Source organism: Pseudomonas tritici (genome assembly GCF_014268275.3).
In the GTDB taxonomy this organism is placed as follows: Bacteria; Pseudomonadota; Gammaproteobacteria; order Pseudomonadales; family Pseudomonadaceae; genus Aquipseudomonas; species Aquipseudomonas tritici.
The window spans coordinates 542,460-568,236 of record NZ_CP077084.1 but is presented as its reverse complement, the minus strand read 5'-3'; the positions used below and the strand labels follow the sequence as shown (position 1 = coordinate 568,236).

The 25,777-nt window shown below is 60.5% G+C and carries 18 protein-coding genes; 8 read left to right on the top strand and 10 right to left on the bottom strand.

Going from position 1 to position 25,777, the window contains the following annotated elements:
* Positions 1–2: 2 nt before the first annotated feature.
* From HU722_RS02430 to HU722_RS02410, 5 genes are all read right to left on the bottom strand, one after another.
* A complete protein-coding gene (locus HU722_RS02430) occupies positions 3–521 on the bottom strand; it encodes a penicillin-binding protein activator LpoB (protein WP_065875799.1) in 519 nt (172 codons plus the stop codon).
* A 27-nt stretch (positions 522–548) separates the two neighbouring features.
* Positions 549–4,157 (bottom strand): tetratricopeptide repeat protein, encoded by a 3,609-nt coding sequence (locus HU722_RS02425; protein WP_065875800.1) that lies wholly within the window; start codon positions 4,155–4,157, stop codon positions 549–551.
* On the bottom strand, positions 4,135–6,948 hold the full coding sequence (locus HU722_RS02420) for a bifunctional glycoside hydrolase/polysaccharide deacetylase family protein (RefSeq protein ID WP_065875802.1): 2,814 nt from the start codon (positions 6,946–6,948) through the stop codon (positions 4,135–4,137). The genes HU722_RS02425 and HU722_RS02420 overlap by 23 nt, the downstream gene beginning before the upstream one ends.
* Before the next feature lie 61 nt (positions 6,949–7,009).
* The gene (locus HU722_RS02415; RefSeq protein ID WP_065875803.1) at positions 7,010–7,942 is read right to left on the bottom strand and encodes an NAD-dependent epimerase/dehydratase family protein; all 933 of its coding nucleotides are present in this window, start codon (positions 7,940–7,942) and stop codon (positions 7,010–7,012) included.
* Positions 7,943–8,446: 504 nt separating this feature from the next.
* Positions 8,447–9,763 carry an OprD family porin gene (locus HU722_RS02410; RefSeq protein ID WP_065875805.1) on the bottom strand — a complete coding sequence of 439 codons (1,317 nt, stop codon included), beginning with the start codon at positions 9,761–9,763 and terminating at the stop codon, positions 8,447–8,449.
* Positions 9,764–10,174: 411 nt separating this feature from the next.
* On the opposite strand from HU722_RS02410, the gene HU722_RS02405 reads away from it, so the two are divergent.
* Positions 10,175–12,262 (top strand): TonB-dependent receptor, encoded by a 2,088-nt coding sequence (locus HU722_RS02405; protein ID WP_065890272.1) that lies wholly within the window; start codon positions 10,175–10,177, stop codon positions 12,260–12,262.
* Between the two features lie 122 nt (positions 12,263–12,384).
* Here HU722_RS02405 and HU722_RS02400 read toward each other — a convergent pair whose 3' ends face one another.
* From HU722_RS02400 to HU722_RS02390, 3 genes are all read right to left on the bottom strand, one after another.
* Positions 12,385–12,600 carry a hypothetical protein gene (locus HU722_RS02400; protein ID WP_065875806.1) on the bottom strand — a complete coding sequence of 72 codons (216 nt, stop codon included), beginning with the start codon at positions 12,598–12,600 and terminating at the stop codon, positions 12,385–12,387.
* Between the two features lie 234 nt (positions 12,601–12,834).
* Entirely contained in the window at positions 12,835–13,941 is a 1,107-nt protein-coding gene (aguA, locus tag HU722_RS02395; RefSeq protein ID WP_065875807.1) for an agmatine deiminase, read from the bottom strand.
* 121 nt (positions 13,942–14,062) lie between these two features.
* Positions 14,063–16,972 carry an aminotransferase gene (locus HU722_RS02390; protein ID WP_065875809.1) on the bottom strand — a complete coding sequence of 970 codons (2,910 nt, stop codon included), beginning with the start codon at positions 16,970–16,972 and terminating at the stop codon, positions 14,063–14,065.
* Between the two features lie 152 nt (positions 16,973–17,124).
* Between HU722_RS02390 and rfbB the strand changes: the two genes are divergently transcribed.
* From rfbB to HU722_RS02355, 7 genes are read left to right on the top strand one after another with little or no spacing between them, the layout of a single operon-like run.
* Positions 17,125–18,207: a dTDP-glucose 4,6-dehydratase gene (gene rfbB / locus HU722_RS02385; RefSeq protein ID WP_065890253.1), complete on the top strand. Its 1,083-nt coding sequence runs from the start codon at positions 17,125–17,127 to the stop codon at positions 18,205–18,207.
* A complete protein-coding gene (rfbA, locus tag HU722_RS02380; protein ID WP_065875811.1) occupies positions 18,204–19,097 on the top strand; it encodes a glucose-1-phosphate thymidylyltransferase RfbA in 894 nt (297 codons plus the stop codon). The genes rfbB and rfbA overlap by 4 nt, the downstream gene beginning before the upstream one ends.
* Positions 19,078–19,623 carry a dTDP-4-dehydrorhamnose 3,5-epimerase gene (rfbC, locus tag HU722_RS02375; RefSeq protein WP_065875813.1) on the top strand — a complete coding sequence of 182 codons (546 nt, stop codon included), beginning with the start codon at positions 19,078–19,080 and terminating at the stop codon, positions 19,621–19,623. Before rfbA ends, rfbC begins: the two co-directional genes overlap by 20 nt.
* Positions 19,620–20,501 (top strand): dTDP-4-dehydrorhamnose reductase, encoded by an 882-nt coding sequence (gene rfbD, locus HU722_RS02370; RefSeq protein ID WP_065890249.1) that lies wholly within the window; start codon positions 19,620–19,622, stop codon positions 20,499–20,501. The genes rfbC and rfbD overlap by 4 nt, the downstream gene beginning before the upstream one ends.
* 36 nt (positions 20,502–20,537) lie before the next feature.
* Positions 20,538–22,346 (top strand): sensor histidine kinase, encoded by a 1,809-nt coding sequence (locus HU722_RS02365; RefSeq protein ID WP_065875815.1) that lies wholly within the window; start codon positions 20,538–20,540, stop codon positions 22,344–22,346.
* A complete protein-coding gene (locus HU722_RS02360) occupies positions 22,343–23,719 on the top strand; it encodes a sigma-54-dependent transcriptional regulator (protein WP_065875817.1) in 1,377 nt (458 codons plus the stop codon). Before HU722_RS02365 ends, HU722_RS02360 begins: the two co-directional genes overlap by 4 nt.
* Positions 23,720–23,745: 26 nt before the next feature.
* Positions 23,746–24,201 (top strand): thioesterase domain-containing protein, encoded by a 456-nt coding sequence (locus HU722_RS02355; protein ID WP_065875819.1) that lies wholly within the window; start codon positions 23,746–23,748, stop codon positions 24,199–24,201.
* Positions 24,202–24,328: 127 nt separating this feature from the next.
* Here the strand turns inward: HU722_RS02355 and cysQ are convergent, their stop codons facing one another.
* The gene (cysQ, locus tag HU722_RS02350; RefSeq protein ID WP_065890245.1) at positions 24,329–25,165 is read right to left on the bottom strand and encodes a 3'(2'),5'-bisphosphate nucleotidase CysQ; all 837 of its coding nucleotides are present in this window, start codon (positions 25,163–25,165) and stop codon (positions 24,329–24,331) included.
* A complete protein-coding gene (nudE, locus tag HU722_RS02345; protein WP_065890243.1) occupies positions 25,162–25,728 on the bottom strand; it encodes an ADP compounds hydrolase NudE in 567 nt (188 codons plus the stop codon). The genes cysQ and nudE overlap by 4 nt, the downstream gene beginning before the upstream one ends.
* Positions 25,729–25,777 lie beyond the last annotated feature (49 nt).

Sequence of the window (25,777 nt, the reverse complement as noted above, 5' to 3'; positions counted from 1 at the left end):
GTTCACTCGAACCGAAGGGCGCCAACAAGTTTGTCGATGACTGTTTGAGCATTGCCCGCCAGGCTTTCACGGGACCAGCCGGCGCGGGCGCCACTTTTGCTCCACAGCACACGGCCGCTGCTGGCTTCCAGCACGCGCAGGCTGATGCCCACCGCCGGTTCACCGTCCAGGCCGTTCTTGTACTGCCACTCTTCCACGCTGCCCGCGACCACGTAATCGAGTTTCTGCTCACGGGCCCAATCGAGGGCACCGGCCAGACGCTCATTGTCGTCCATCAAGGCTTGTTCGCCCTGGGTGGTGACAGGGTAAACCCGTGGTTGCAGACCATGGCTGCTGAGCACACTGAGCAGGATCTGCTCGCTGCGCTCACCGGCTTGCGGGGTCTGCGAATAGTTGACCATCGGCACGATGCCCCACTGCGCATTGCGCGGCAGGTTCGGGCTGGTCTCACTGGTGAAGCTTGAGCAGCCGGCAACGAACAGGACTGTCAGCGCCAGGCTCAGTTTACGAATTACTTGCATAGGTTTTCTCCCGTAGAGATTCTGTAATCAGCGCCCGAAACGCACGCCGTAGCTCATGCCCAGTGTTCCGCCGGATTTACCATCCCCGCCTTGTGGCGCAGATTGGTAACCGACGGTCAGGGCCAGTTCGTCGTCACCCAGCACTTCAAAGCCGATGCCGGTGTTCATGCCGTAGTTAAAGGTTTGGTCTGTCCACTGCCAGCCTGCCGTCACGTCCACCAACCAGGTGTATTGCGGCTTGGTGCGCACCAGCGCGCCAGGGATGCCGCGACGCCAGGTGGTACCGACGTAGAGTTGGCCGTAGCGGCTTTGCAGCAGGTTGTCGGCGGTGACCGGGTCTACATCGAGAGGATCAGGCAGACCCGTGTCGGTATCTATCGACTGAGGCGTCACCTTGACGGCGCCGCCGTTGCGGCTCGACAGGTAGTCAAGCTCCCGGTCCTTCACGCTGTTCTTCTGATAATCCGCACCGCCGCGCACCGTCCAGTTAGGCCCGGCAAATTCCAGCGTGTGGTTAAGCTCAACCTTCAGCGCATGCCCGGTACCCAGCGAGTCGCCGGCACGGGTAGAGAACGAACGCTGCGCCACTTCCCAGCTCAACTGGTCCCGGGCGGTCAGGCCATGACGCCCACCGACCCAGGCTCGGTCCTGCTGGCCGAAGGCGCGCATCAAGCCGCTGTCGTCACTCTTGCGATGCCAGTCCAGGCCGGTCTCGAGTTGGTGGCTGGAACCCAGCTGCCACATGCGCGACAGGCCCAGGCCATTGCGGTCGTCGTCCTTGCGCTGGCTGGTGTCGGCGAACACCTTCCAGCTGCCGTTTTCCACCGAACGAATCAAGGTCAGGGCTGCGTTGCTTTCGTCACCGATCCTCGATGAGATGATGTCGTCGCCCTTGTAGTTGCCATGCTCCATCTCGAGGTCGGCGTACCAGTTGTCACCCAGGTTGTGGGCGATTTCCAGGCGCGGCGCATCAAACGAGAGGCCACCGAAGTCTTGCTTCTGGTAGGACAGTAGCGCGCCTTGCGGGGTGCTTTCGTGGATCTCCACGGCTTGACGGCGCAGTTGCTCGCGCACCGACTCCGGCTGGTCGTCACCCAGTGCGGTCAAGCTGACGTCCAGCGCTTCGTTGGTGCGACCCAGGCGGCTGAGTGCCTGCGCACGTTGCGCCGGGTTCAGGTCGCTGCTGGCCAACAGGGTTTCAACCTGGGCCTTGTTGCGACTGCGCAGCGCTTCCTGAATCTGCTCGTAACGGTCGACCTTGAGGCCTTGGCTACGTGCCCATTCCAGCCATTGGTCTTTCTGCGACTCCTGATTGGTCGCATCCAGCCGTGCCAGCAAGCGCTCGAACCACATCTGCTTCATCGACGGCGAACCGTCTTTCCACTTCAACAGTTCCTGCTGCGCCTTGCGTGGCGAGTAGCTGCTGGACATCAGTCGCAACCAGATTGCGTAGCGCTGGGACGAAGGTTGCAGCCCTTCAGCCTCGGGGTTGCGCAGCAGTTTCAAACGCAGCCGCTGCGCCGCATCCTGATAGCCGGCGGTGTCCAGTGCGTCGGCGTATGCCGCCTGCACCAGCCAGTCGTTCGGGGTGAGCTTGAGGTACATGCGGTACCAGGCCAAGGCGTCGGTATCACGATTCAACAACTGACTGGCGCTGGCAAATGGCAGCCAGAGCAGACGGTCTTCACGCGCATAGGCACGCCATTTGGCCAGCAATGGCTTGAGTTTCTCGGTGTTGCCCTGGTCGACATACATCCAGATCATGCGTTCGCGGAACAGGTTGTCGTTGGGATAACGTGACAGGCCCAGCAGGTACAAACGCTCGGCTTCGGCGCTGTCGCCCTGCTCAATCGCCAATGCCCCCCGCACGGCCAGGACCTGGGCTTGCTCGTAGGCCTCCGGGTACTGTTTAGCGTCTTCGAGCAACGCGACCACTTGGTCCCACTCCTGCAATTCCTGGGCGAGCTGCAAGGCCTCGACCAAGCGTTGCGGGTCTTGGGCGCGTTTCCAACTGGCGACCATCAGGGCCAGGGCGCGCTGTGGGTCTCGGGTGCGATAAAGAGTGATGAGCTGGCTCTCGTCGCCGCTGACCAGCTTGCCGTTGATCGCCAGCAGGCGTTCCAACGAAACGCGCAGGTCTTCATCACGCTCCAGGTCCCACGCCAGGCTAGCGCGGGCGTGCCAATACTCAGGATCCTCGATCGAAGGGTCATCCAACTTCACGACGTCCCATGCAGCCTGCTCGTCAAACAGCTTCATCTCGGTGCCAACCCAGTCCACTCGCTCGGCCGGGGTCAGCGTGAAACGTTTGGCGTAGTCGTTGTAGACCTTGCTGCGCGCGGCGAACTGCCCTGTGTTGTCCAGGTTTTGCAGCAAGCGTGTCCACGCCAGGCGGTGCCCTGGGTATTTGCGCAGATAGGTGCGCAACCAGGCTTCGGCCTCGGCGGGCGTGCCGCGCGATTCGTGGCCGTAGACCAAGGCGTCCAGCTCGATATCGGTGAGCGCGCGCTGCTGCATGATTTCGGCGAGCAATGGGATCGAACGGTCGAAATCGAACAGCTGGCTCGCCAGGCGCCAAGCGTGCTCGCGGGTTTTCGGGTCTTCCTTGAGTTTGAGCAAGCGAATCCAATAACCCACGGCCGCTGCGTTATCGCCGCGCCATTCGCCCAGGAGCGCCATTTGCTCGAGCAATACGGGGTCATCAGGGTAGTCGACCGTCAATTGCTGGCCGGTTTCCCACGCACCGGCCAGGTCGTTGATGGCCAGGCGCACGTGGAATTCTTTCAGGGCAATTTTCGGGTTGTCCGGCTGCACCTCGCGCCACTGCTTGAGCACGCGCTGCGCCAGGTCAAAGCGCTTGGTCGCCACGGCCACATCGACGCCCTGCTCCAACCACGCCACATCGGCCGAGGACTGGGTGAGCTGGGGCAATTCGTCGGACAGCACCTGCGCGGCCTGTTCGTCGTGGCCCGCCGACAGCAAGCTGTTGAACGCCAACTGCGCATAATCACGGCGCTCGGCCGGTAGCTGGGCGTCGCGACGCAGTTGCAAGTAGATGTCCGCGGCATGCTGCGGTTGGCCGGCGGCCATGTACCACTGCGCGGCGGCTTTGAGCGAGTCGGCACGTTGCGCCGGATCGCGCGCGGCGATTTCTTCATACACGTTGGCCGCGAACTCAGGCGCCTGCAACGTCAACGCGCGCTTGGCCAGGTTTTGCAACTGCGGCATCGGCAACTTGCGGTAGTCGAAGCTACCCAGGCGCTCGGCCAGGGCCCGTTGCGCGATCAGGTCGTTGCTGCTGTCGGCGACCAGGGCATCCAGTTCCAGGCGGTAATAAGCCTGGGTTTCCGGCTGTGGCTTGGGCCACGCTTCCAGGTGCTGGCGCGCTTTGGTGTAGTCACCGAGGCGAATCAACAAATCGACCAGTTGCAGACGCAGGTGATCGTCGTCCGGGTGCGCCGTCAGCAGCAGCTCGGCATAGTTGGCCGAGACCGCATCCGGCTGGCGACCGTCAGGCTGGAACACTTCTTCACGCTGGAAGGTCGCCCACAACAGGCCACCTACGGCAACCGCCACCACCGCCAATGCCCAAGGATTGAGCAGGCGGCTGTTTTTAGTTGCAGAGGAGCTGACCATTACTCACCTGCTTCATAGGTAATTGAAAAGTCCACAGGCCGGCGGAAGCCTTGCCCGCAAATCGTTGACCATCCACTTCCACGCGGCAGGCAGTAGCCGAACGTACGGAGAAGGTCAGGTCGAATTGGCCGGCGAACGCAAAGCTCACGCGGCGCTCATCCAGGTAACGCCAGTCCAGCAGAGGCAAATTAGCTTCTTCCAGCGCCGGTCTCGGGTCTCGATCCGGGCGCAGCACCAGCAACGCCTTGTCGCTGCTCAGGGCCACGTAGCGCCCTTGCGGCAAATCGCGCACGCCGGCGATACCCTGCGATTGCAACAGGTCCGGCCAGCCCATTTGCGCGTCCAGGCGCACGGTACGCAGTGCGTCCATCCCGCGAATCTGCCAGGCGCCATCCGCGGTGCGTGCCAGGCTCGCCTGATACAAACCGTGCAGACGGTCGAGGTAGTCGCTCATCCACAACGACATCGGCTGCTGCTCGCGCATGTAGCCATAGATCTCGTGCATGGCTTTGATCGACGCCTGCTTGGTGCTGGAATAGAAGTGGTAATAGAGGTGCAGGCCACGCAGACGGCGTGGGCTGTCGGTGAGCTGGAAGGTCTCGATCAACTCGCGGAAACCGTAATACGGGCCCTTCCACAAGTTGGTGTAGAGGTTCTCGTTGATGATCGGCGCGTAGTACTGCAAGCCGCCTGCGGTCGGGCGCAGCAGCGGGTTAAGGCCGGTCAGCGACGGATTGGCCTTGGTCATGATGGTTTCGGCACCGTTGACGTTTTTCAGGCCAGCGTCATACGCCAATTGGATGGTGCTCGCCGATGGCAGTGCATCACCTGGCCAGAACACCAATTTCACCGGCTTCTGCGGGGTGGTCAGGTTCTGGTTGATGTAGTCGCGCGAGCCAAAGATTTCGCGGCGAAAATCAATTTTGTCGTAGCCAGGCACCTTCATGTTCATGCCGTATTCCGGATTGAAGTTCTCGCGTTTCTTGGCTTTATCCGGCTGCATGAAAAATGGGTGGCTGTAGGTATGCGTGGCCACTTCAACTTTAGGGTTGGCAAAGATCTCGCGTGCAATCGGCTCCAGCTCACGGGCCAGGAAGGGGAACGCGCCGCGCGGCGAAATCTCGGCTTCGATGATCGACACCGACGTCAGGAACGGGTTGGGCTTGATGTAGTCGTCCAGCGTGTGGCGACCCGCGTAAGGCGTGCCACGCACTTCGGCGCGGGAAGGGAAGCCATCGCCATCGATGTGCACGGTCGCAATGCGCCGGCCATTTTCGGTAGTGCTGTCCGGGCGCGGCTGGCTTGGCAGGTGCAGGCTGGCCTGGAGAAACGCAAAGGGATCGAGGATCCAGCGGCTGCGCTCGTTGTTGGTTTCAAGCAGATAGGGCGCAAGTGCCAAGCCACCCCATTTGCCGACCACCACCGGCGTGAACACGTCACCGCCGGGCCCCTTCAACGACAGCGCCGCTGTCGGGCCATTGGGCATCACGGAAACGGCGGCGAGGTCACGCGAGCGCGGCACCACCGGCGCTTCAAATGCGCCCACCAGGGCTTTGTCCTGGTGAGTAACGGTCAGCACCTGCGTGGCGGGCGGCGCATCACGCTTGAGGCCAAGGCGCTTGAGCAACAGCTTGTCCTCAATCGGCAAACCACTGAAAAACGCCACAGGCACCTGTTCGTCCAGGCGCGCATTGATGAAGCGATTAAACGCAGCCGGGTCCTGGGGCGGGCCGCTGGTCATCCATGTGACAACGCCGGCGTACAGGCCACTGAAGCTGTACAGCGGAAGCTTGCTGTCGGCCGGAAAATAATCGACGCGATAGCCCAGGTACTCCAGCAAGCCGCCGAGGTCGCTATGACCGGCAGCATCTTCCAGCGCACCTTCGCGCGGGTCGAAGATCAGCGCGATACGGCGTGGCTGAACCTCGATGCTGCTGATGCCCAGGGTGTTGAGGTCAGGCGTGCTGATATACGGGATGTAGCCTTCTTCGCGCAGGCGCTTTGCGAGCTTGCGCGCTTCTTCACGGCGCTCAGGCGGCAAGTAATCGATCGCTACCAGCGGGATGCCTTTGGCACGCAGCGGTTTCAAATGCGTTTCAAGCCATTCGCGGTCGGACTCCGAGACCGGGCGATAACGCTTGGCGGAGGCGTCCCAGCCCGCGTGAATCGACTCGACTGCCACGGCGGCGGCGACGCCATCCAGCTCGGGCAATACTTCGAAACCGCGATTGAAGAACAACTTCAATGTTGGCTGACGCTTGTGCATTTCACGCAGCAGGTTGGCCAGGCCCACGCGCTGAGCTTCACGCTGGGCTTGAGGCAGCAACTGGAAACTGTCGAGGGTGTCCAGAAATACACCGCCATAACCTTGGGCTTGCAAGGCTTTGGCGCGAGCAAATAAATGCTCACGCCAGGCTTGCGAAGTGAGGTCCATGACCTGGCTGTCCCAGGCATCGTTACGCACCGGGGAAACCGCTTTGCTCAAGCCGGCTTTGTCGAGCTCTGCCTTATTACCGTCGAATTCGCCCACGGACAAATAAGCAAAGGGTTCGCTGCCCAGCGTGCGCAAGGTTTTGACGTCGGCGGGCGTCATGTGGCCGGGCTCGACCACAGCCCAGTCGAACTGCGCCAACTCCGCCAGGGGCGGCTGATCGGCATACCAAAAGGCCACGCTGGCCGGCTGCGGCACAGTAGCGGCCTGCACAGGGGCCCCGCCAACGAACAACGCAAACGCGGCCAGCAGCCGCTCGGCTATTGCGCGGACACGCGTCCTGCGAAAAACGATTTCCATAATGCACTCTTGAAATGATTGAAACTGGGACGGCGCTAAGGTCAAACAGGTGACCGGAGGGTTACAAACTGCGAAGCAGCTGTGCCAACCCCTGGCCCACGGACGTCGGTTCCGAGAGCACGTAGCGTTGCAGCAAGCGCGTGTTATCCGCGCGGGAATGACGAATATCGCCTTGGCGTTGCGCCTGATGCGTCACCGTCAGCGCCGTACCGGTCGCACCACCCAGCTCGCTGATCAGGTCGTTCAAACTGGTCGCGCGGCTGAACCCGACATTGACCGCACCAGAGGCTGCCTCGCGGGCCTCCACGGCCTGCACGAGAATGCTCACCAGATCTTGCACGTAGACAAAATCGCGCGTTTGCCCACCGTCACCGAATACGGTAATCGGCTGCTTGGCGATTGCCCGCTGGCTGAAGATACTGATCACACCCGAGTACGGAGAGGACGGGTCCTGGCGTGGGCCAAAGATATTGAAGAAGCGAAAGATCACCGGCTCCAGGCCATGTTCACGACGATAGAAGTCCAGGTAATACTCACTGGCCAGCTTGTCGCACGCGTAAGGCGTCAGGGGAGACTTGGGGGTGTCTTCTTCAATGGCCGTGCCTTCGCCGTTGTTGCCATAGACTGCAGCGCTGGAAGCGAATACCACACGCTTCACACCCGCCTTCAGCATGGCTTGGCACACATTGAGCGTGCCGACGAAATTGCTCTGGTGGGTAGCGACAGGATCGTCCACCGACGCCTGCACCGATGCCACTGCTGCCAGGTGAACCACAGCATGGCATCCCTGCATGGCTTGCTCGACCACCGCCGTGTCTGCAACGTCACCCACGACGACATCCAAATGCGGATTCCCGATAGGCAAATTGCTCGTCTTGCCGGTCGACAGGTTATCCAGCACACGAATGCTGTAACCCTTGCCCAGCAAGGCCTCTACCAAATGCGAGCCAATAAAGCCTGCACCACCGGTAATCAAAACTCGCTTAACATCCATGGAGGTTCTTCCTGACGACTCAAGCGGAGATTTCATATAGGCAGTCCGCTAACGGTGGCACGATTAAGGCCCAGCACAGACTGACAAATCCCTCAGCCCGCTTGGTGCAATGATGTCAGTTTAATGGCTTGAAGCCATCAAAACGCCGCCGATCATGTTAGATCCGGGAGAAACTGTCAACATATCGTCTTTTATGCCGCCAGACGGTAGGCGACTTTAAATCACCGTCATTTAATTGACTCATATTCGGGTGTTTAAACGCGGTTAACGTCGATTGGGTTAGGCGAAATTTTTGCCACTTACCTGCTATCCGTTTTTTCAGACGTCCCGCCTTGTCAGTGCTTTTAAAAAATGGTGTACAGCGCTCCTGAAAAGGGATCTGCGCAACGTTTGTGGGCATAAAGCTTGTGCCTGAGGCGCAAAAGGACTGCCGGGCGCACATAAAAAAACCCCGAACAGGTCGGGGCTTTTTATCGCCTGGCATCAGGCGCGACGCCGGATCAATTAGAAAACGTTGATCGGGTAGTCGGCGAACAGACGGATTTCGTTACCGCCTACGTTGTACTGGTCAACGTTGTTGGAAACGCGCAGCCACGAGGCGCGAGCACGCAGGCTCAGGTCTTTGGCTGGACCGCTCTGGACCACGTACTTGAACTGGTTCCAGATTTCGCGCTCAGTGCCATCGCCACGGTTGGTGCCGTCGTCGATATTGGTACCGCGCACGTAGGCCACGTTGTAGGTCAGGCCCGGTACGCCGAAGGTGGCGAAGTCGATGCCGTAGCCAAGTTGCCACGAACGCTCATCCTTGCCATTGAAGTCAGACCAGTAGGAGTTGGCCAGCAGGATGGTGTTGCCACCGTCGCCGATGCCGCCAGCGTTGCGGTAGCCGCCATACAGGTAGCCGGTGTCGCCGGTGCTGCGCTGGTGAGCGACGGTGAAGCTGTGCGGGCCAACAGCCCACGTGGCGCCCAGGCTCCAGATTTTGTTGTCGCGGGCGTCAGCATCTTTCTGGTTTTCCAGGGCGAAGCTGCGGTCCAGCTTGGTTTTGTAGCCGTTGAAGTCAAATGTCAGCGACTGCTTCTCTGGCAGGGCCAGCACGTAGTTGACGTTGACGTATTGCTTCTTCAGCACGTCCTGCATGTCGGAGGCATACAGCGCGGCCGACAGGCTTTCGGTGAATTTGTAGCTACCACCGATATAGTCGATGCTTTTCAGGCGACCGCTGTCGGTGCCTTCCATGCTCTTGCGCGCTTCTTTGGTGAAGTGACCCGCGTCCAGTTGCAGACCGGCGATCTCTTTGGAGACGATCGAAGTACCGGTGTAGGTTTCCGACAACAGACGGGAGTTGTCGTACTGAAGCACAGGCACAGCCGGGAACTGATCACCGTACTTGAGCACCGTGTTGGAAACGCGGAACTTCACGGCAGCGCCGCCCTTGGCCAGGTCGTGGGGTGCCGAGCCAGGGTTGTTCGAGCCATCAGGGTTGGTAGTGCCGTTGCCCTGTTTGAAGAAGTCGATGCCGCCCGCGCCAGCGCGACCTTGACCACCGTCCAGACGGATAGCGTATTGGCCGATCACGTCCACACCCACACCCACGGTGCCTTGGGTGAAACCGGACTCGAACTTACCGATGAAGCCTTGGCCCCATTCGGCTTTGTCTTGCTTGCCGTTTTTGTAGTCACGGCTGATGTAGGCATTACGTGCGGCGATATTCAGGTGGCTGTCTTCAACAAAACCCTTGGATTGGTCCTGGTCGTTGGCCATTGCTGTCGATGCGCTCAAAATCCCCAGAGCGATCAGACTCATCCGTTGCTTCAACATTTTTTTGTATTCCTTATTTCTGGTTGAGTACGCGCTATGACACCAGGCCCCATGTCGCTTTCTGGTATCGACTGCGTCCTGAAAAAAGAAGGCCCGCGGACGCCTTAACAGGCCGCGAGCCTTTTTTTATTGGATGAGTCATGGCGGTGAGCCACAGGCGTTGGGCGCAATCCTAGTCGCGCGTTGAACTATGTGTCAATTTCGTGAATCGTCTGTATTTAGGCGAAATAATTCTAAGCAAAGGCCTATTGCTGTTCTGAAAACGACAAAAAAACACCTTCAAATGCCCTTGAAACACATCTCGTAACATATTTAGAAGTCGATACGTTTGGTAATAGATAACGCGCGCAAATGCAAAGCATTACCATTAACGTGCAGTTTTCCTCCCAAACAATTCGGATACATGCCTTCATGCCTGCCCTTCGCCTGACGCCCATCACCCTTGGGCTTTCCGTTCTGCTGTCTGCCGGTTTTGCCTGTGCGGCCACCACCTTGCCTGAAACCTCGATCAGTGCCGAAGCTGACGAAGACGACCCCCGGGTCAAGGAAACCAGCACGGCCACCCGCACCGCCACACCCGTGCGTTACGTGCCTCAGGCGATCGATTCAGTGAAGACCGAAAGCTTGCGCGCCTACGGCACCAACGACCTGGGCCAGGCGTTGAGCGGCATCCCGAACGTCAGCAGCGGCGCCGACACGCGTTTCGACAGTTTGCGCATCCGCGGTTTCGACGCGAGCAATGACTTCTACCTGGATGGCATTCGTGACGACAGCCAATACATTCGCGACCTGCATAACATCGAGCGCATCGAAGTGCTCAAGGGGCCGGCGGCAGTACTTTACGGGCGAGGCGGCCAGGGAGGGATCGTCAACCGCGTGAGCAAGCTGCCGGTCGCCGGACACAAGTCGAGCATTGAGGCCCAAGGCGGCAGCAATGATTTGCGCAGCTTGTACGCCGACCTCAGCACCGACCCCACCGATAACATCAGCCTGCGCCTGAACATGGGTAACCAGGACAACAACAGCTTTCGCGACGGTGTGAGCGGCAACCGCCAGCTCTTCGCGCCGTCCATGAGCTGGCAACTGACGCCAGACCTGAACTGGCTGGTGCAATACGAATACAGTCGCTACAACCGCACGCCCGACCGTGGCATTCCCGGAGTCAACGGGCGCCCGGCTGACGTGAGCCGCAGCACCACCTACGGCGACAGCCGCGACTACATCGACGACAAAACCCAGTCGCTGCGCTCCAAGCTCGCCTATGAGCTCAACGACAACTGGCAACTGCGCCAGACCCTGGGTGTGTTCAAGCTCGACAGCGATTTCGACAACACCTACCTCACCGCCTATACCCCGTCGACCAACCGTGTCACGCGCCAGCGCTGGCAGCAGGACCTGACCACCCTCAACATCTTCAACAACGTCGAGCTGGAAGGCGGCTTCAGCACCTTCGGCCTGGAGCACCGCTTGCTCACCGGCCTTGAACTGGGCAGCCAGCGCCGCGACCCGAAGCTGTATACCGCCACGGCCGTCGCACAAGGCGGCCGCGTCGTGCCGCCCCTGGATCTCAACCAGCCCAACCGCAACCTCAGCCACACCGGACGGATGAGCCTGCAAAGCAACAACCACACCGAAGTCGACAGTCGCGCCATTTATGCACAGGATCAACTGCGCCTGAATGACCAGTGGCAAATCCTGGCCGGCCTGCGTTATGACCGCTTCGAGGTAGACACCAAGAACAAGCTGCTCAACACCCAGCAGGCCGTCAAAAGCCACAGCACCAGCCCGCGTTTTGGCCTGGTGTGGACGCCGTTGGAACATCACTCGTTCTATGCCTCATGGAGCAAGACGTTCTCCCCAGCGGGCGGCGGCTTGATCGGCATCACCCCGAACGCCGCCGGCAGCGTCAACGACCTGAGCCCTGAGCTGACCAAGCAGAAGGAAATCGGGGTCAAGAGCGACTGGCTCGACGACCGCCTGAGCACCACCCTCGCCGTGTACGAGCTGGAACTCTACAACCGCCGCACCAGCGACCCGCTGGACCGCACCATCACCCTGCTCAGCGGCTTGCAGCGCTCTCGCGGCGTGGAGTTGACCGCCACCGGCAAGATCATCGGAAACTGGTATGTACGCGGTGGTGTGGGCTTGCAGAATGCCACGGTCGAGAAGGACAACAACGGCTTCGAAGGCAAGCGCGTCAGCGATGTGGCCAAGCGTAACGGCAGCCTGTTCATTACCTGGAAACCGGAGATGGGCTGGTACGCGGAAACCGGCCTGACGCTGGTCGGCGACCGTTATGCCGACAGCCTCAACACCGTGGTGCTACCGGGTTATGGCCGCTGGGATGCGTTGGCGGGGTTCCGTCAGAAGGAGTGGGATGTAAGGGCGGCGCTGAACAACATCGCGGATAAAACCTACTATGCGTCGGCGACTAGTGTGGCGCAGATCCAGCCAGGGGAGCCGCGTAGCGTGGTGGTTACAGGCACCTACAGTTTCTGAGGAAAACGCGGTCAGTGTGGGAGCTGGCTTGCCTGCGAAAGCGGTGGGCCAGCCAGCGAATAGTTGGCTGATACACCGCTATCGCAGGCAAGCCAGCTCCCACATTTGATTTCGGTGGTGCTTCAGCTATTCAACACGTCACACAACGCATGCACTTCGTCCTCACTGAACAACCCCGCCGGGTAGCGTTCACGCATCACACTGTGCAAGTCAGGCTGTTGCCTGATCTGTCGCGAACCGTTTTCCTTCAACCAGAGCCCCAGCGCATGGATCGCGTCACCATTGACCCTCAAGGGGTGGAACGTGCGCGTGTACATCGAGTTGATATCGGCGTTCATTTCAGCGCTCTCTCCTACTGCGTGAGCGGCTAACTTACTCAAGGTTTATGACAGAACTGCGCAGTCATCACCTTGGGCCACTGTGACAACAGCGATACAAGACCTATGCCAATGTTTCGTGTTTATAGGTATGCCGATACAAAAAAGCCCGCGACCTTGCGGGGCCGCGGGCTTGCTGTTAGCGCTGAAACCGGGAAGCACCCGGCTAGCGCCAAGACACTGTTACAAGTGCACTCAATTTTTGTGCGGGGCTGGCTGTTGTTGGGTCAGGCAATGGATATTACCGCCACCCAGTAACAGTTCGCGGCCCGGCACCATCACCACTTCGTGCTGCGGGAACAGGTCCTGCAGGATTGTCTTGGCCACGCTGTCCAGCGGGTCATCGAAGCTCGGCGCAATGATGCCGCCATTGACGATCAGGAAGTTGACGTAGGAACCGGCCAACCGCACGGTCGGATTACGCTCCTGGGTCCCGTCAACCGGATCAACACCGGCGCATTCTTCCTCGGTCGCGTAAAGCGGTCCAGGGATCGGCATTTTATGCACTGTGAACGAGCGACCCTGGGCATCGGTGCTGCTTTGCAGCACGTCCATGGCGGCATGGCAGCGTGCGTAGTTCGGGTCTTGCGGGTCATCGGTCCAGGCCAGCAGCACTTCGCCCGGGCGCACGTAGCAGCAGAAGTTATCCACATGGCCGTCGGTTTCGTCGTTGAACAGGCCGTCTGGCAACCAGATAATTTTATCCACAGCCAGGTTGGCACTCAGCACCGCTTCAATCTCGGCACGGCCCAAGTGCGGGTTGCGATTGCGGTTGAGCAGGCATTCTTCGGTAGTGATCAGGGTGCCTTCGCCGTCAACATGGATCGAACCGCCCTCCAGCACAAAGCCTTCGGTGCGATAGCGCGGGGCCCGTTCGATCTCGAGGATCTTGCCGCCGACCTGCGAATCGCGGTTCCACGGCGAATACAGGCCGCCATCAAAACCGCCCCAGGCGTTGAAGTCCCAGTTCACACCGCGCACTTCGCCGCTGTTGTTGATCACGAAGGTCGGCCCGGTGTCGCGCACCCAGGCGTCATCGCTGGACATCTCCAGCACCCGGATATTCGGCACATCCAGGCGCGCGCGAGCATTTTCGTACTGGCCGGCGGAAACCGCTACGGTCACCGGCTCAAAACGTGCGATGGCCTTGGCCACCGCCACGTGAGCGGCCTGCGCTGGCTTGCCGCCCAGGCGCCAGTTGTCCGGGCGCTCTGGCCAGATCATCCAGGTTTGAGTCTGTGGCGCCCATTCGGCAGGCATGTGGAAGCCATCGGCGCGAGGGGTGCTGTGCAGGGTGGTCATGGCGATCAGGACTCCGAATGGGGGTAAAGGCCGACTTTATAACGGATATAAATCGGCTTTAAAAGCAACATAAGTTCATAGCAGATGAAGATGACAGAAAATAACCGATAACAATCGATTATTACGCGTGTTCGTCCAGCACCTTCGACAGCATGTCGACAAAGAAATCCACGCTGCGTTTGGACGTGACCATCGGCGGCTTGATCTTGAGGATGTTCAAATAATCCCCCGTGGGTTGCATAAAGATCCCCAGCTCCCGCAGGCGGTCGCATAGCAAGGCGGTCTCCTCAGTGGCCGGCTCCAGGGTGTGCCGGTCGCGCACCAATTCCAGGCCGAGATAAAACCCGGAGCCGTGGACAGCCCCCACTAATGGATGACGATCGATCAATTCTTCCAGCCGCGCCTTGAAATGCCCACCAACCACTTGGGCGTTTTCCCACAGCTTTTCTTCCTCCATCACATCCAAGACGGCCATGCCGATCCGGCAACTGACCGGGCTACCCCCCGACGATGAGAAGAAGTACCCCTCAGCCTCCAGCGCCTCGGCGATTTCGCGACGGGTGATCACCGCCCCCAACGGCTGGCCGTTGCCCATTCCCTTGGCCATGGTGATGATATCGGGCACTACGCCCTGCTCTTCAAACCCCCAGAAGAAATGCCCCATACGGCCGTAACCCACTTGCACTTCATCGGCGATGCACACGCCGCCCCTGGCGCGGATAAGTGCATACACCTGCTGCAAATAGCCCGGCGGCAGGGAGATGCCGCCGGCATTGCCGTACACCGGCTCGCAGATGAACCCTGCCAGTTGGCGTTTGCTCGCGGCGATTTTCGCCAGGTTGTGTTCCACGCTTCGTACGTAATCAGGCGCACTGTCCTGCCCGCGGAACTCACCTCGATAAGTATTGGGCGCGGTCACCGGGTGCACCCAGTCCGGGCGACTGCTCAGCGCCTGGGGGTTGTCGGCAATCGAGGTGGACACCGCATCTGCCGCCACCGACCAGCCGTGGTACGCCTCGAGCACGCTGAGCATGTCGCGGCCACCACTGTAGGCCCAGGCGAGGCGGATCGCCAGGTCATTGGCCTCGGTGCCGCTGTTGACCAGGAACACGCGGTCCATGCCTTCCGGCGCCAGCGCCAGCAAGCGCTCGGAGAACTCTGCAATCGCCGCATAGTGAAAACGTGAGTTGGTATTGAGCAGCGACCACTGGCGCGCCGCCACCGCCGCCATGCGCGGGTGGCCATGGCCCAGCACTGCCACGTTGTTGAGCATGTCGAGGTACGAACGGCCCTGCATGTCGATCAGGTGGTTGCGCCAGCCGCGTTCGATGCGCGGCGGGTCGACGTAATAGTGCTTTTGCGAACGGGCGAAACTGGCGTCGCGGCGAGCGAGCAAGGCCTCGGAGTCCAACTCGGGCTCTGCGTCGCAAGCCAGGCCCAGCAGCGCCGCCGGCGAGGGACACAGCGCCTGCCACGCCTGCGCCCGGGACGGCGTGCAGAACAGCGGCGCCGGCAAGCCAGTACGGCACAGTTGCACGGTCAGCGGGCCTTCGACCTCACCGATCACCTGCCCCTTGAGTACAGCGGCGCCAGGCTGCAACAGCGCTTTGGCACCCCACAACCGCACATTGGCTTCGCTGCTGTGCACACGCAGTTCGCCATTCACGCCGGGGCGGACGATGCCCGCAAACGGAGCCTCGATGGAGGTGCCCCGGGGCACGTGCAGCTCGACGTGCAGCGCGAACGTCTCAGGTTCATAAGCACTGTCGGGCTGCGTACGCGACAAGCGGTACTGCCCGTAGCGACTGGCCGCCAGGCCGTGCACGGCAGCTGCATCCTGCAACAAGCGCTGATCGATACCCGCCTGCTCCCAGTTGCCTGCCTCGAAATGCGGGCTGAGCACGCCCAGGTCGATCAACGCAAACTCACGTCCCACCAGGCCCGGTAGCAAGGGCGCGAAGCCTTGGCCGGCAATCGGTGCCAACGCCTGCCCGACACAGCCCAGGATCGCCGCCTCCATCAACTCAAACGGCACTGACGTCGCCACGTGGAAAATTTCCCACTCATGTGCGGCGTTTTTCAGAAGGTAGCTGTTATCCGGATCCAGGCGTTGCTGCTGCTCGCTGCTCAACACCAGCACCGCCGCCCGTGCAACGATCAGCGACCACAGCGCCTGCAATTCTTCGTGTTGCAACGGTGTCACCGCATGACAGGCCTGTATCGCCGGCAAGATGGCAAAGGGATCACCTTCGGCATGGTGCAGCAACGCGGCGCAGGTCACTGACAGATCGGCGATGCGCCAGGTGTGCACCAGATCGCCGAAATCGATCACGCCCTGAAGTTGCCAGTGACGTTGCGCATCACGCTGCCACACCACGTTGTCATCGGTGATGTCCATGTGCACTGCTTGCCACGGTAGATGATCAGCCAAGGGACGGAGGTGGTCTTCGACCTGCCCGATCACGTGCTCCAGTGCTTCGCGGTGGGGCAGGTTTTCCAGGGTTGCCAGCAGATGGGTGATCAGCTCCCGGGCATGGCGCGGGTCCCATTGCAGCGTGCGCTCCAGGCCCGGGTGTTCGAACGGCGCCAGCGCTTGGCTCATCCGCCCACACAGATCACCAAAACCTGCAATTACCTCGCGGCCCAGATGAGGCTGATGGGTCAACAGCTGGCCATCGATATAGTCCAGCACCCGCACGTGCAGGGTTTGGCTGTCGAGGGTCAGGGTCAGCAACTCTTCACCGCTCACGGCCTTGATGACCTTGGGCACGTGCACATCGGCTTGGGCCTGCAGGGCATTGAGCGCCGCGTGCTGGGCCTGCAGCTCAACGGCAGCGTAGTCACCGCGGCAGATTTTCAGAACAAACCGGCCGCGGGGGCTGTCGACTCTGTAGTTGAGGTCCTGCTGGCTCCCCAACGAGTGCAGCGTGCCCATCAGGCCGTAATGCTCCTCGAGCAGCCGAGCAGCCTGATCGGGGCCAACTTGCGGACAGGGTAGACTGGCGCGATGGATCAGGGTGGCGAGCAACATGGAGGGTAGCCTCGGTTTTTTAGGGGTGTATATCGCCATTTTTCAGGGGGGTTAGGCAACCCCCGAAGCATGCCGCGCTTGCACCACCCCACCGCACAACTCAAGCTATGCTCCATTCGTTTACTGTCTGTCTAAGGAAAAGGCCCTCCGACATGCGCATTCTCATCACCGGTGGTGCTGGTTTTATCGGCTCCGCCCTGATTCGCCACCTGATTCAACACACCGAGCACGAAGTGCTCAATCTGGACAAGCTCACTTATGCAGGCAACCTGGAATCGCTGAGCAGCATCGCGGGCAATAGCCGTTATGAGTTTGTTCAGGCCGACATTATCGACCAGGCCACCGTCAGCGCCGTACTGACGCGTTTCGAGCCCCAAGCTATCATGCACCTGGCGGCCGAATCCCATGTTGACCGTTCGATTGACGGGCCCTCGGACTTTATCCAGACCAATATCGTCGGCACCTACAGCCTGTTGGAAGCTGCTCGTGCTTATTGGCACACGTTGGCAGAACCCGCCAAGGGCGCCTTCCGCTTCCATCACATATCTACTGACGAAGTGTATGGCGACTTGCATGGCGTAGACGATCTGTTCACCGAGACTACGCCGTACGCGCCCAGCTCACCCTATTCGGCCAGCAAAGCTGCGTCCGACCACTTGGTGCGCGCATGGCAGCGCACCTACGGCCTGCCAGTATTGCTGACCAACTGTTCAAACAACTACGGGCCATTCCACTTCCCCGAGAAGCTGATTCCACTGGTGATACTGAATGCACTCGCGGGCAAGCCGCTACCGGTCTATGGTAATGGTTTACAGGTACGCGACTGGCTGTTCGTCGAAGACCACGCCCGCGCCCTGCTCAAAGTGGTGACAGAGGGCATGGTAGGCGAGACCTACAATATCGGCGGCCATAACGAGCAGAAGAACATTGATGTGGTGCGTGGTATCTGCGACCTGCTGGAAGAGCTGGCACGGCAACGCCCGACAGGTGTAGGGAAATTTACCGACCTGATCACCTTCGTGAAGGATCGACCGGGTCACGATCAGCGTTACGCAATTGACGCCAGCAAGATCGAACGTGAGCTAGGCTGGGTTCCTGAGGAAACCTTTGAGAGCGGCTTGCGTAAGACTGTGCAGTGGTACCTCGAAAATCTGGAGTGGTGCCGCAGGGTCCAAGACGGCAGTTATCAGGGTGAACGATTGGGCAATACCGACATGAAGGATCTGATTGCATGATGAAGGGAATCGTATTGGCGGGGGGCTCAGGTACCCGTTTGCACCCCATTACCTTGGGCGTGTCCAAACAACTGCTGCCGGTGTATGACAAACCGATGATCTATTACCCGATCTCGGTGCTGATGCTGGCGGGAATCAAGGACATCCTGGTGATTTCCACCCCGGCGGATTTGCCGCAGTACCGCAATCTGCTCGGGGATGGCAGTCAGTTTGGCGTACGGTTCAGCTATGCAGAACAGCCATCTCCCGATGGCCTGGCGCAGGCCTTTATTATTGGCGAAGAGTTCATCGGGGATGATCCGGTTTGCCTGATCTTGGGCGACAACATTTTCCATGGTTCGTATTTCGGCGACCAACTACGTGCAGCAGCTAAAAGGCCCTCCGGTGCCACGGTATTCGGTTACTGGGTCAAGGACCCGGAGCGTTTTGGCGTGATTGATTTCGACAAGGAAGGCCGGGCCCTCTCCATCGAAGAAAAGCCTCTCAAGCCAAAGTCACCCTATGCCGTGACCGGTCTTTACTTCTACGACAACGACGTGATCGAAATCGCCAAAGCGGTCAAACCCTCACACCGGGGTGAGCTTGAGATTACGGATGTTAATAACGCCTACCTCAAGCGCGGCGACCTTCATGTGGAACGATTCGGCCGAGGCTTCGCCTGGCTCGATACAGGAACTCACGACAGCCTTCTAGAGGCCTCACTTTATGTACAGACGATTGAACATCGTCAGGGCCTGAAAGTGGCATGCCTGGAAGAAATCGCTTATCAGAATCGCTGGATTAATCGTGAGTATTTGCTGGAGCGGGCCAAATATTTTGGCAAGACCGGCTATGGTAAATACTTGCTCACCCTTGCAGGGGATAATCCATATGAATGTATCCGCCACTGAGTTGCCCGGTGTATTAATCATCGAGCCGAAGGTATTTGGCGATGAACGCGGTTTTTTCTATGAAAGTTTCAATGCCCGGGACTTCGCGAAAGCTACCGGGTTACAACAGCAGTTCGTGCAGGACAACCACTCACGCTCGCAGCAAGGAGTCCTGCGCGGACTCCATTACCAAGTGGAGCATCCCCAAGGCAAATTGGTGCGCGTGACCGCAGGTGAAGTGTTGGACGTGGCGGTGGACATACGTCAAAGCTCACCAGCTTTTGGCAAATGGGCAGGCGTGCGGTTGTCGGCCAATAATAGCCGCCAGCTATGGATTCCACCGGGATTTGCTCATGGTTTTGTAGTGCTCAGCGATTACGCTGAATTCCTCTACAAGACGACTGATTACTATACCCCCTCTTCAGAGCGATGCATTCGCTGGGACGATGCTGATCTCAACATTGATTGGCAACTCAACGGCCCGCCGATCTTGTCCGTCAAGGATCAAAACGGCAAAAGCCTGAGAGATGCGGACCTGTTCGCATGACCTCCGCTCTAAAGATCCTGATCACCGGCCAACACGGCCAAGTCTCCCGCGAACTGCAACTTCGGCTCCAGGACCTCGGCGATCTCATCGTTCTCGGCCGCGACCAACTCGACCTGGCCAACCCCGACCAGATCCGCCAGCAAGTCCGCGCCCATCGCCCTGACTTGATCATCAACGCCGCGGCCCATACGGCTGTCGATCAAGCTGAAAGCGAGCCGGACGTAGCGTTCGCGATCAACGCCATCGCCCCCGGCGTTCTCGCGGAGGAAGCCAAAGCCCTGGGCATCCCGTTGATCCACTACTCCACCGACTACGTGTTCGACGGCAGCAAATCCGACCCCTACACCGAAGCCGACACGCCGAACCCGCTGGGCGTCTATGGCCAGAGCAAACTGGCGGGCGAGCAGGCGATTACGGCCGTTGGCGGCAAATACTTGATCCTGCGCACCAGCTGGGTCTACTCCAGCCACGGCAAGAACTTCCTGCTGACCATGCAGCGCCTGTTAAAGGAAAAGCCGCAGATGCGCATCGTCGCCGACCAAATCGGCGCGCCAACCTGGGCCGGCAGCATCGCCCACAGCACGCGTGGGTTGATCGAGCGCTGGCAGGCGGGCGAGCCGGGGGAATGGGGTGTCTATCACTTGACCGCCAGAGGCGAAACGTCGTGGTTCGGGTTTGCCGAGGCGATTGGCGAGCATCTGCGCACGCAAGGCAACGCCTGCGCTGAACTGGAGCCGATCCCTGCCAGCGCCTACCCGACGCTAGCCAGGCGCCCATTGAACTCGCGTCTCGATTGCAGTCGCCTGCAGCAGCAATGGCACATCAGCCAACCGCCGTGGCAAGACGCATTGCGCGAGTGTCTTGCAGGGCAGCACTAGGCATAATGCGCCTGTACCCACAGGCGCACGAATCCCATGACTCCACCCCTCCCGCGTAGACCCCGCTGGCGTAGCCTCGCCCTGTTGGCGTTGTGCCTGGCACCGCTGCTGTGGCCGCTGGAGCACCTGGCCGAGCGTTATTACCGCAGTGAGCTGGCCGGCCAGAATCGCCAGACCCTTGACCTGTACGTGGCCAACCTGCTGGGCACCCTGCACCGCTACGAAGTACTGCCACAAATTCTTGGCGACCTGCCGGCCTTGCGCACGGCACTTGGCGCGCCCCAGGTCAGCACCAACCTGGTCAACGCCAACCTGCTGCTCAAGGACGTCGCCGCCCAGGCCGGGGTGGAGGTGATGTACCTGATGGACACCTCCGGCAAGACCCTCGCCGCCTCCAATTGGGATAAACAAGACAGCTTTGTCGGGCGCAATTTCTCGTTCCGTCCCTACTTCAGCGAAGCCATGGCCGGGCGCCTGGGGCGGTTTTTCGGGTTGGGCACCACGTCGGCCAAGCGCGGCTATTTCTTCGCCGCCGCCGTGCGCGATGGCGATAAAATCATCGGCGTGCTGGTGGTCAAGGTCGACCTGGACCACACCGAAAGCCTGTGGGGCAACACCCCGGAACAACTGCTGGTCACCGACCATAACGGCGTGGTGATTCTCACGTCGCGGCCACAGTGGCGATTCCGTGCCACCCGGCCGCTGACGGCTGAAGAGCGCCAGGCCATCATCGCCATCCAGCCCTACCCCACCCGCGATCCCCAGCCGCTGAGCCTGAGCAGCACCGCCTGGCTTCGCCAATCTACGGCCATCGCCGAGACCGGCTGGAACGTGGAAATCCTCGCGCCACGTTCGTTGATCAACCGCCCGGTACGCACGGTCGTTGCCGTGGGTGGCGCCACGCTGTTGGTGTTGATGCTGTTACTGGGCTTGATGATGCAACGCCGCCGCCATTACCTGGAACGCATCGCCTTTGAAGCCAAGGCCCGGCGCGAGCTGGAAGCGCGAGTGGTCGAACGGACCAGTGACCTTGAAGGCCTCAACCGGCGCCTGAAACAGGAAGTGCTGGAACGCGAGCACGCTCAGCAGGAGCTGGTGCGTGCCCAGGACGACCTGGTACAGGCCGGCAAACTGTCGGCGCTGGGCACCATGTCGGCGAGCATCAGCCACGAACTCAACCAGCCTTTGGCAGCGATTCGCAGCTATGCGGAAAACGCCGAAATCCTGCTCGACCACGAGCGCACCAGCGACGCGCGGGGCAACCTCAAGCTGATCAGCGAACTGACCGGGCGCATGGCCTCGATCATTGCCCACTTGCGCGCCTTTGCCCGTCGCGACCGGCATGCGCCCGAAAGCGTAGCCCTGCAACCGGCACTGGACGATGCGCTGGCCTTGCTGGCCAAGCGGCGTCGGTCGATGGAGGTGGAGCTGATCCGCGATTTGCCGGAGGCAACATTGTGGGTACAGGCCGGCGAAACCCGGTTACGCCAGGTGCTCGGCAACCTGCTGGCCAACGCCCTCGACGCCCTCACCGAAAAAGGTCCGCCGCGCAAACTCTGGCTGAGTGCCGAAACCACCGTGCAGGGCGTCAACCTTTACATTCGCGACAACGGACCGGGCTTTTGCATGGAGGCCCTGGGCCGCGCCAGCGAGCCGTTCTATACCACCAAGACCCGCACCCAGGGCCTGGGGTTGGGGCTGGCGATCTGTGAAACCCTGATGCGCGCCTTTGGCGGTGAACTGCTGTTTGCCAACCACAAGGAAGGCGGCGCGCTGTTAACCTTGAAATTGCGTGCCGGCTCGCCGGGCGTCAGTCTGCAACCGTCCGAGGACCGCAGTGTATGAGTATCGATAACCAGATTCAGGTGGTGTTGATCGACGACGATCCACACCTGCGTCAGGCCCTGTGCCAGACCCTGGACCTGGCCGGGCTGAAAGTCCTGACCCTGGGCGAAGCCACAGGCCTTACCGCGCGCCTGTCGCGGGATTGGCCGGGCGTGGTGGTCAGCGACATCCGCATGCCCGGCATGGACGGCCTGGAGCTGCTCGCCGAACTGCACGGCCAGGACCCGGACCTGCCAGTGCTGCTGATCACCGGCCACGGCGATGTGCCGCTGGCGGTGCAAGCCATGCGCGCCGGCGCTTACGACTTCTTGGAAAAACCCTTCGCCAGCGATGCCCTGCTCGACAGCGTGCGCCGTGCCCTGGCCTTGCGCCGCCTAGTACTGGACAACCGCAGCCTGCGCCTGGCCCTCAGCGACCGCCAGCAATTGAGCACACGCCTGGTGGGGCACTCACCACAAATGCTGCGCCTGCGCGAACAGATCGGTGCACTGGCGGGGACCAGAGCCGATGTGCTGATCCTCGGCGAAACCGGCGCCGGCAAAGAAGTGGTGGCGCGCGCGCTGCATGACCTGTCGAGCCGCCGCAGCGGTCCGTTTGTGGCGATCAACGCAGGCGCTTTGGCCGAATCCGTGGTGGAAAGCGAACTGTTCGGCCATGAGCCCGGCGCCTTTACCGGCGCGCAGAAACGCCGCATCGGCAAGTTCGAATTCGCCAATGGCGGCACGTTGTTCCTTGATGAAATCGAGAGCATGAGCCTGGATGTACAGGTCAAACTCTTGCGCCTGTTGCAGGAGCGCGTCGTCGAGCGCTTGGGCGGCAATCAGCTGATACCGCTGGATATCCGCATCATCGCTGCGACCAAGGAAGACCTGCGCCAGTCCGCCGACCAGGGCCGTTTCCGTGCCGACTTGTATTACCGCCTCAACGTCGCGCCGCTGCGTATTCCACCGCTGCGTGAGCGCGGTGAAGATGCGCTGATGCTGTTCCAGCATTTTGCCGATGAAGCCAGCAGCCGCCACGGCCTGCCGCTGCACGAGCTGCAACCGGGCCAGCGCGCGCTGCTGCTGCGTCATAGCTGGCCGGGCAACGTGCGCGAGCTACAAAACGCTGCCGAACGCTTCGCCCTGGGCCTGGAACTGGCGCTGGATAACACACCGGACAATCCATCGGCCGGTGTCCTGACCTCCACGCCAGGCGGCCTCAGCGAGCAAGTCGAGCAGTTCGAAAAAAGCCTGATCGCCGCCGAACTGACCCGCCCGCACAGCTCTATGCGTAGTCTGGCCGAAGCCTTGGGCGTACCGCGCAAAACCTTGCACGACAAACTGCGCAAGCACGGCCTGAACTTCGCCAACCAAAGTGGCGACGACGAATGACCGCTCCCACCCGCCAAGAGGCCCCCATGAGCCGCGACAGCCGTTACCTGGAATCCATCCTTCACCACGACATCCCCCTCACCCGGGAAATGGGTCTCAAGGTGCTCGATTGGCAGCACGGACAGCTGGAATTGCACCTGCCCTTGCAAGCCAATATCAACCATAAGAGCACCATGTTCGGCGGCAGCCTGTATTGCGGCGCAGTCCTGGCGGGCTGGGGTTGGCTGCACTTGCAGCTGCGTGAAGAAGGGATTGAAGACGGGCATATCGTGATTCAGGAGGGGCAGATCAGCTATCCGCTGCCGGTCACGCGGGATGCGACGGCTGTTTGCGCGGCGCCGGAGGAGAAGGTGTGGAAACGCTTTGTGGCGACGTATAAGCGTCATGGCCGTGCGCGGTTGGCGTTGGAGACGTGGATTGTGAATGAAGGCAGTGAGGAAAGAGCGGTGGCTTTCACCGGTCAATACGTCCTGCACCGCTAAAAGCAATCATGCAAAACCAACTGTGGGAGCTGGCTTGCCTGCGATAGCGGTCTGACAGTCACCGTTTCAGTGACTGAACCACCGCCATCGCAGGCAAGCCAGCCCCCACATTGAATGTATGGTGGCCTTAGGACCGGGCCAGGGTCAGCAACCGCTCACGCCAGGCCGCCTTTGCCGGCAACGCCAAAAAGAACGGGTTCAGCAACGATGCCCGCGCCGGATAACTGAACGGCGCGCCGTTCAACTCCAACACCTCGCCCCCAGCCCCTTCCAGCACGCCCTGAGCCGCCGCAGTGTCCCACTGTGAAGTGGGTGCCAAACGCGGATAACAGTCGGCGCTGCCTTCGGCCAACAGGCAAAACTTCAACGAACTGCCGATATTCGCCAGTTTCAGCTCACCCAAGCCTTCGCTTAAACCGTCCAGCAAACGTTCCTGCTCAGGGCTTGTATGGCGACGGCTGGCGACCACAGTAAATGACTCACCCGCCGCCGGCGCGGCGCGCACCTGAATCTGTTTGGGCGCTTCATTGACGTCCGAACGCCAAGCGCCCAGGCCCGCGCCACCGAAATAACAACGCCCGTTGGTGGGCATCGACACCACGCCAAACACCACGCGGCCTCGTTCAATCAGGGCGATATTGACGGTGAACTCTTCGGTGCCGGCGATAAACTCCTTGGTGCCGTCCAACGGGTCAACCAACCACCAGCGCTCCCAGCCGGCACGCACGCTCTGGTCGATGTCGGCGTCTTCCTCGGACAGCACCGGAATGCTCGGGTCCAGCGCGGTCAGGCCTGCCAGGATCAGATGATGCGCAGCCAGGTCCGCCGCCGTCACCGGCGAATCGTCGGCCTTGGAAGTCACCGCCACATCGGCGCGCCAGTACGGCATTATCACTTCACCCGCCTGGCGTGCCAGTTCGATCACTGGGGCAATAAACGCGTGGCCTAAAAACAGTTCGCTCATGCCGTAAATGCTCCACGCTGGGTCAACAGGTCTCGTACCAGGTAAAGCGCGGCCAGGGCGCGGCCTTCGCTGAATTGCTCGTTTTGCGCAAGCATCGACAGCTCGCGCAGGTTCACCCGGTCCACACGCATCGGCTCAGGTTCATCGCCTTCAAGGCGTTCTTCGTAGAGGTCGGTGGCCAGCACCACCTGGATTTTCTGACTCATGTAACCGGGCGACAATGACAACTCGGTAATGTGTTCCAACTGCCGCGCGCCGTAGCCGGCTTCCTCCTTGAGTTCGCGATCGGCTGCCGCCAGCACATCTTCACCGGGTTCGATCAAGCCCTTGGGCAAGGACAGCTCATACTCGTCGGTGCCACCGCAGTATTCTTCAATCAGCAATGCATGATCCTCATCGATCATCGCCACGATCATCACCGCGCCGTAGCCGGCACCGCGGCCCACAAGGCGTTCGTAGGTCCGTTCAACGCCATTGGAAAAGCGCAATTGCATTTCCTCCACGCGGAACAAACGGCTACTGGCGACTATTTCGCGGGCGAGGACGGTGGGTTTCTGGCGCATAAACGGCTCCTTGGCGTGATCGGGTTACTATACCGTGGCTTTTCCGATT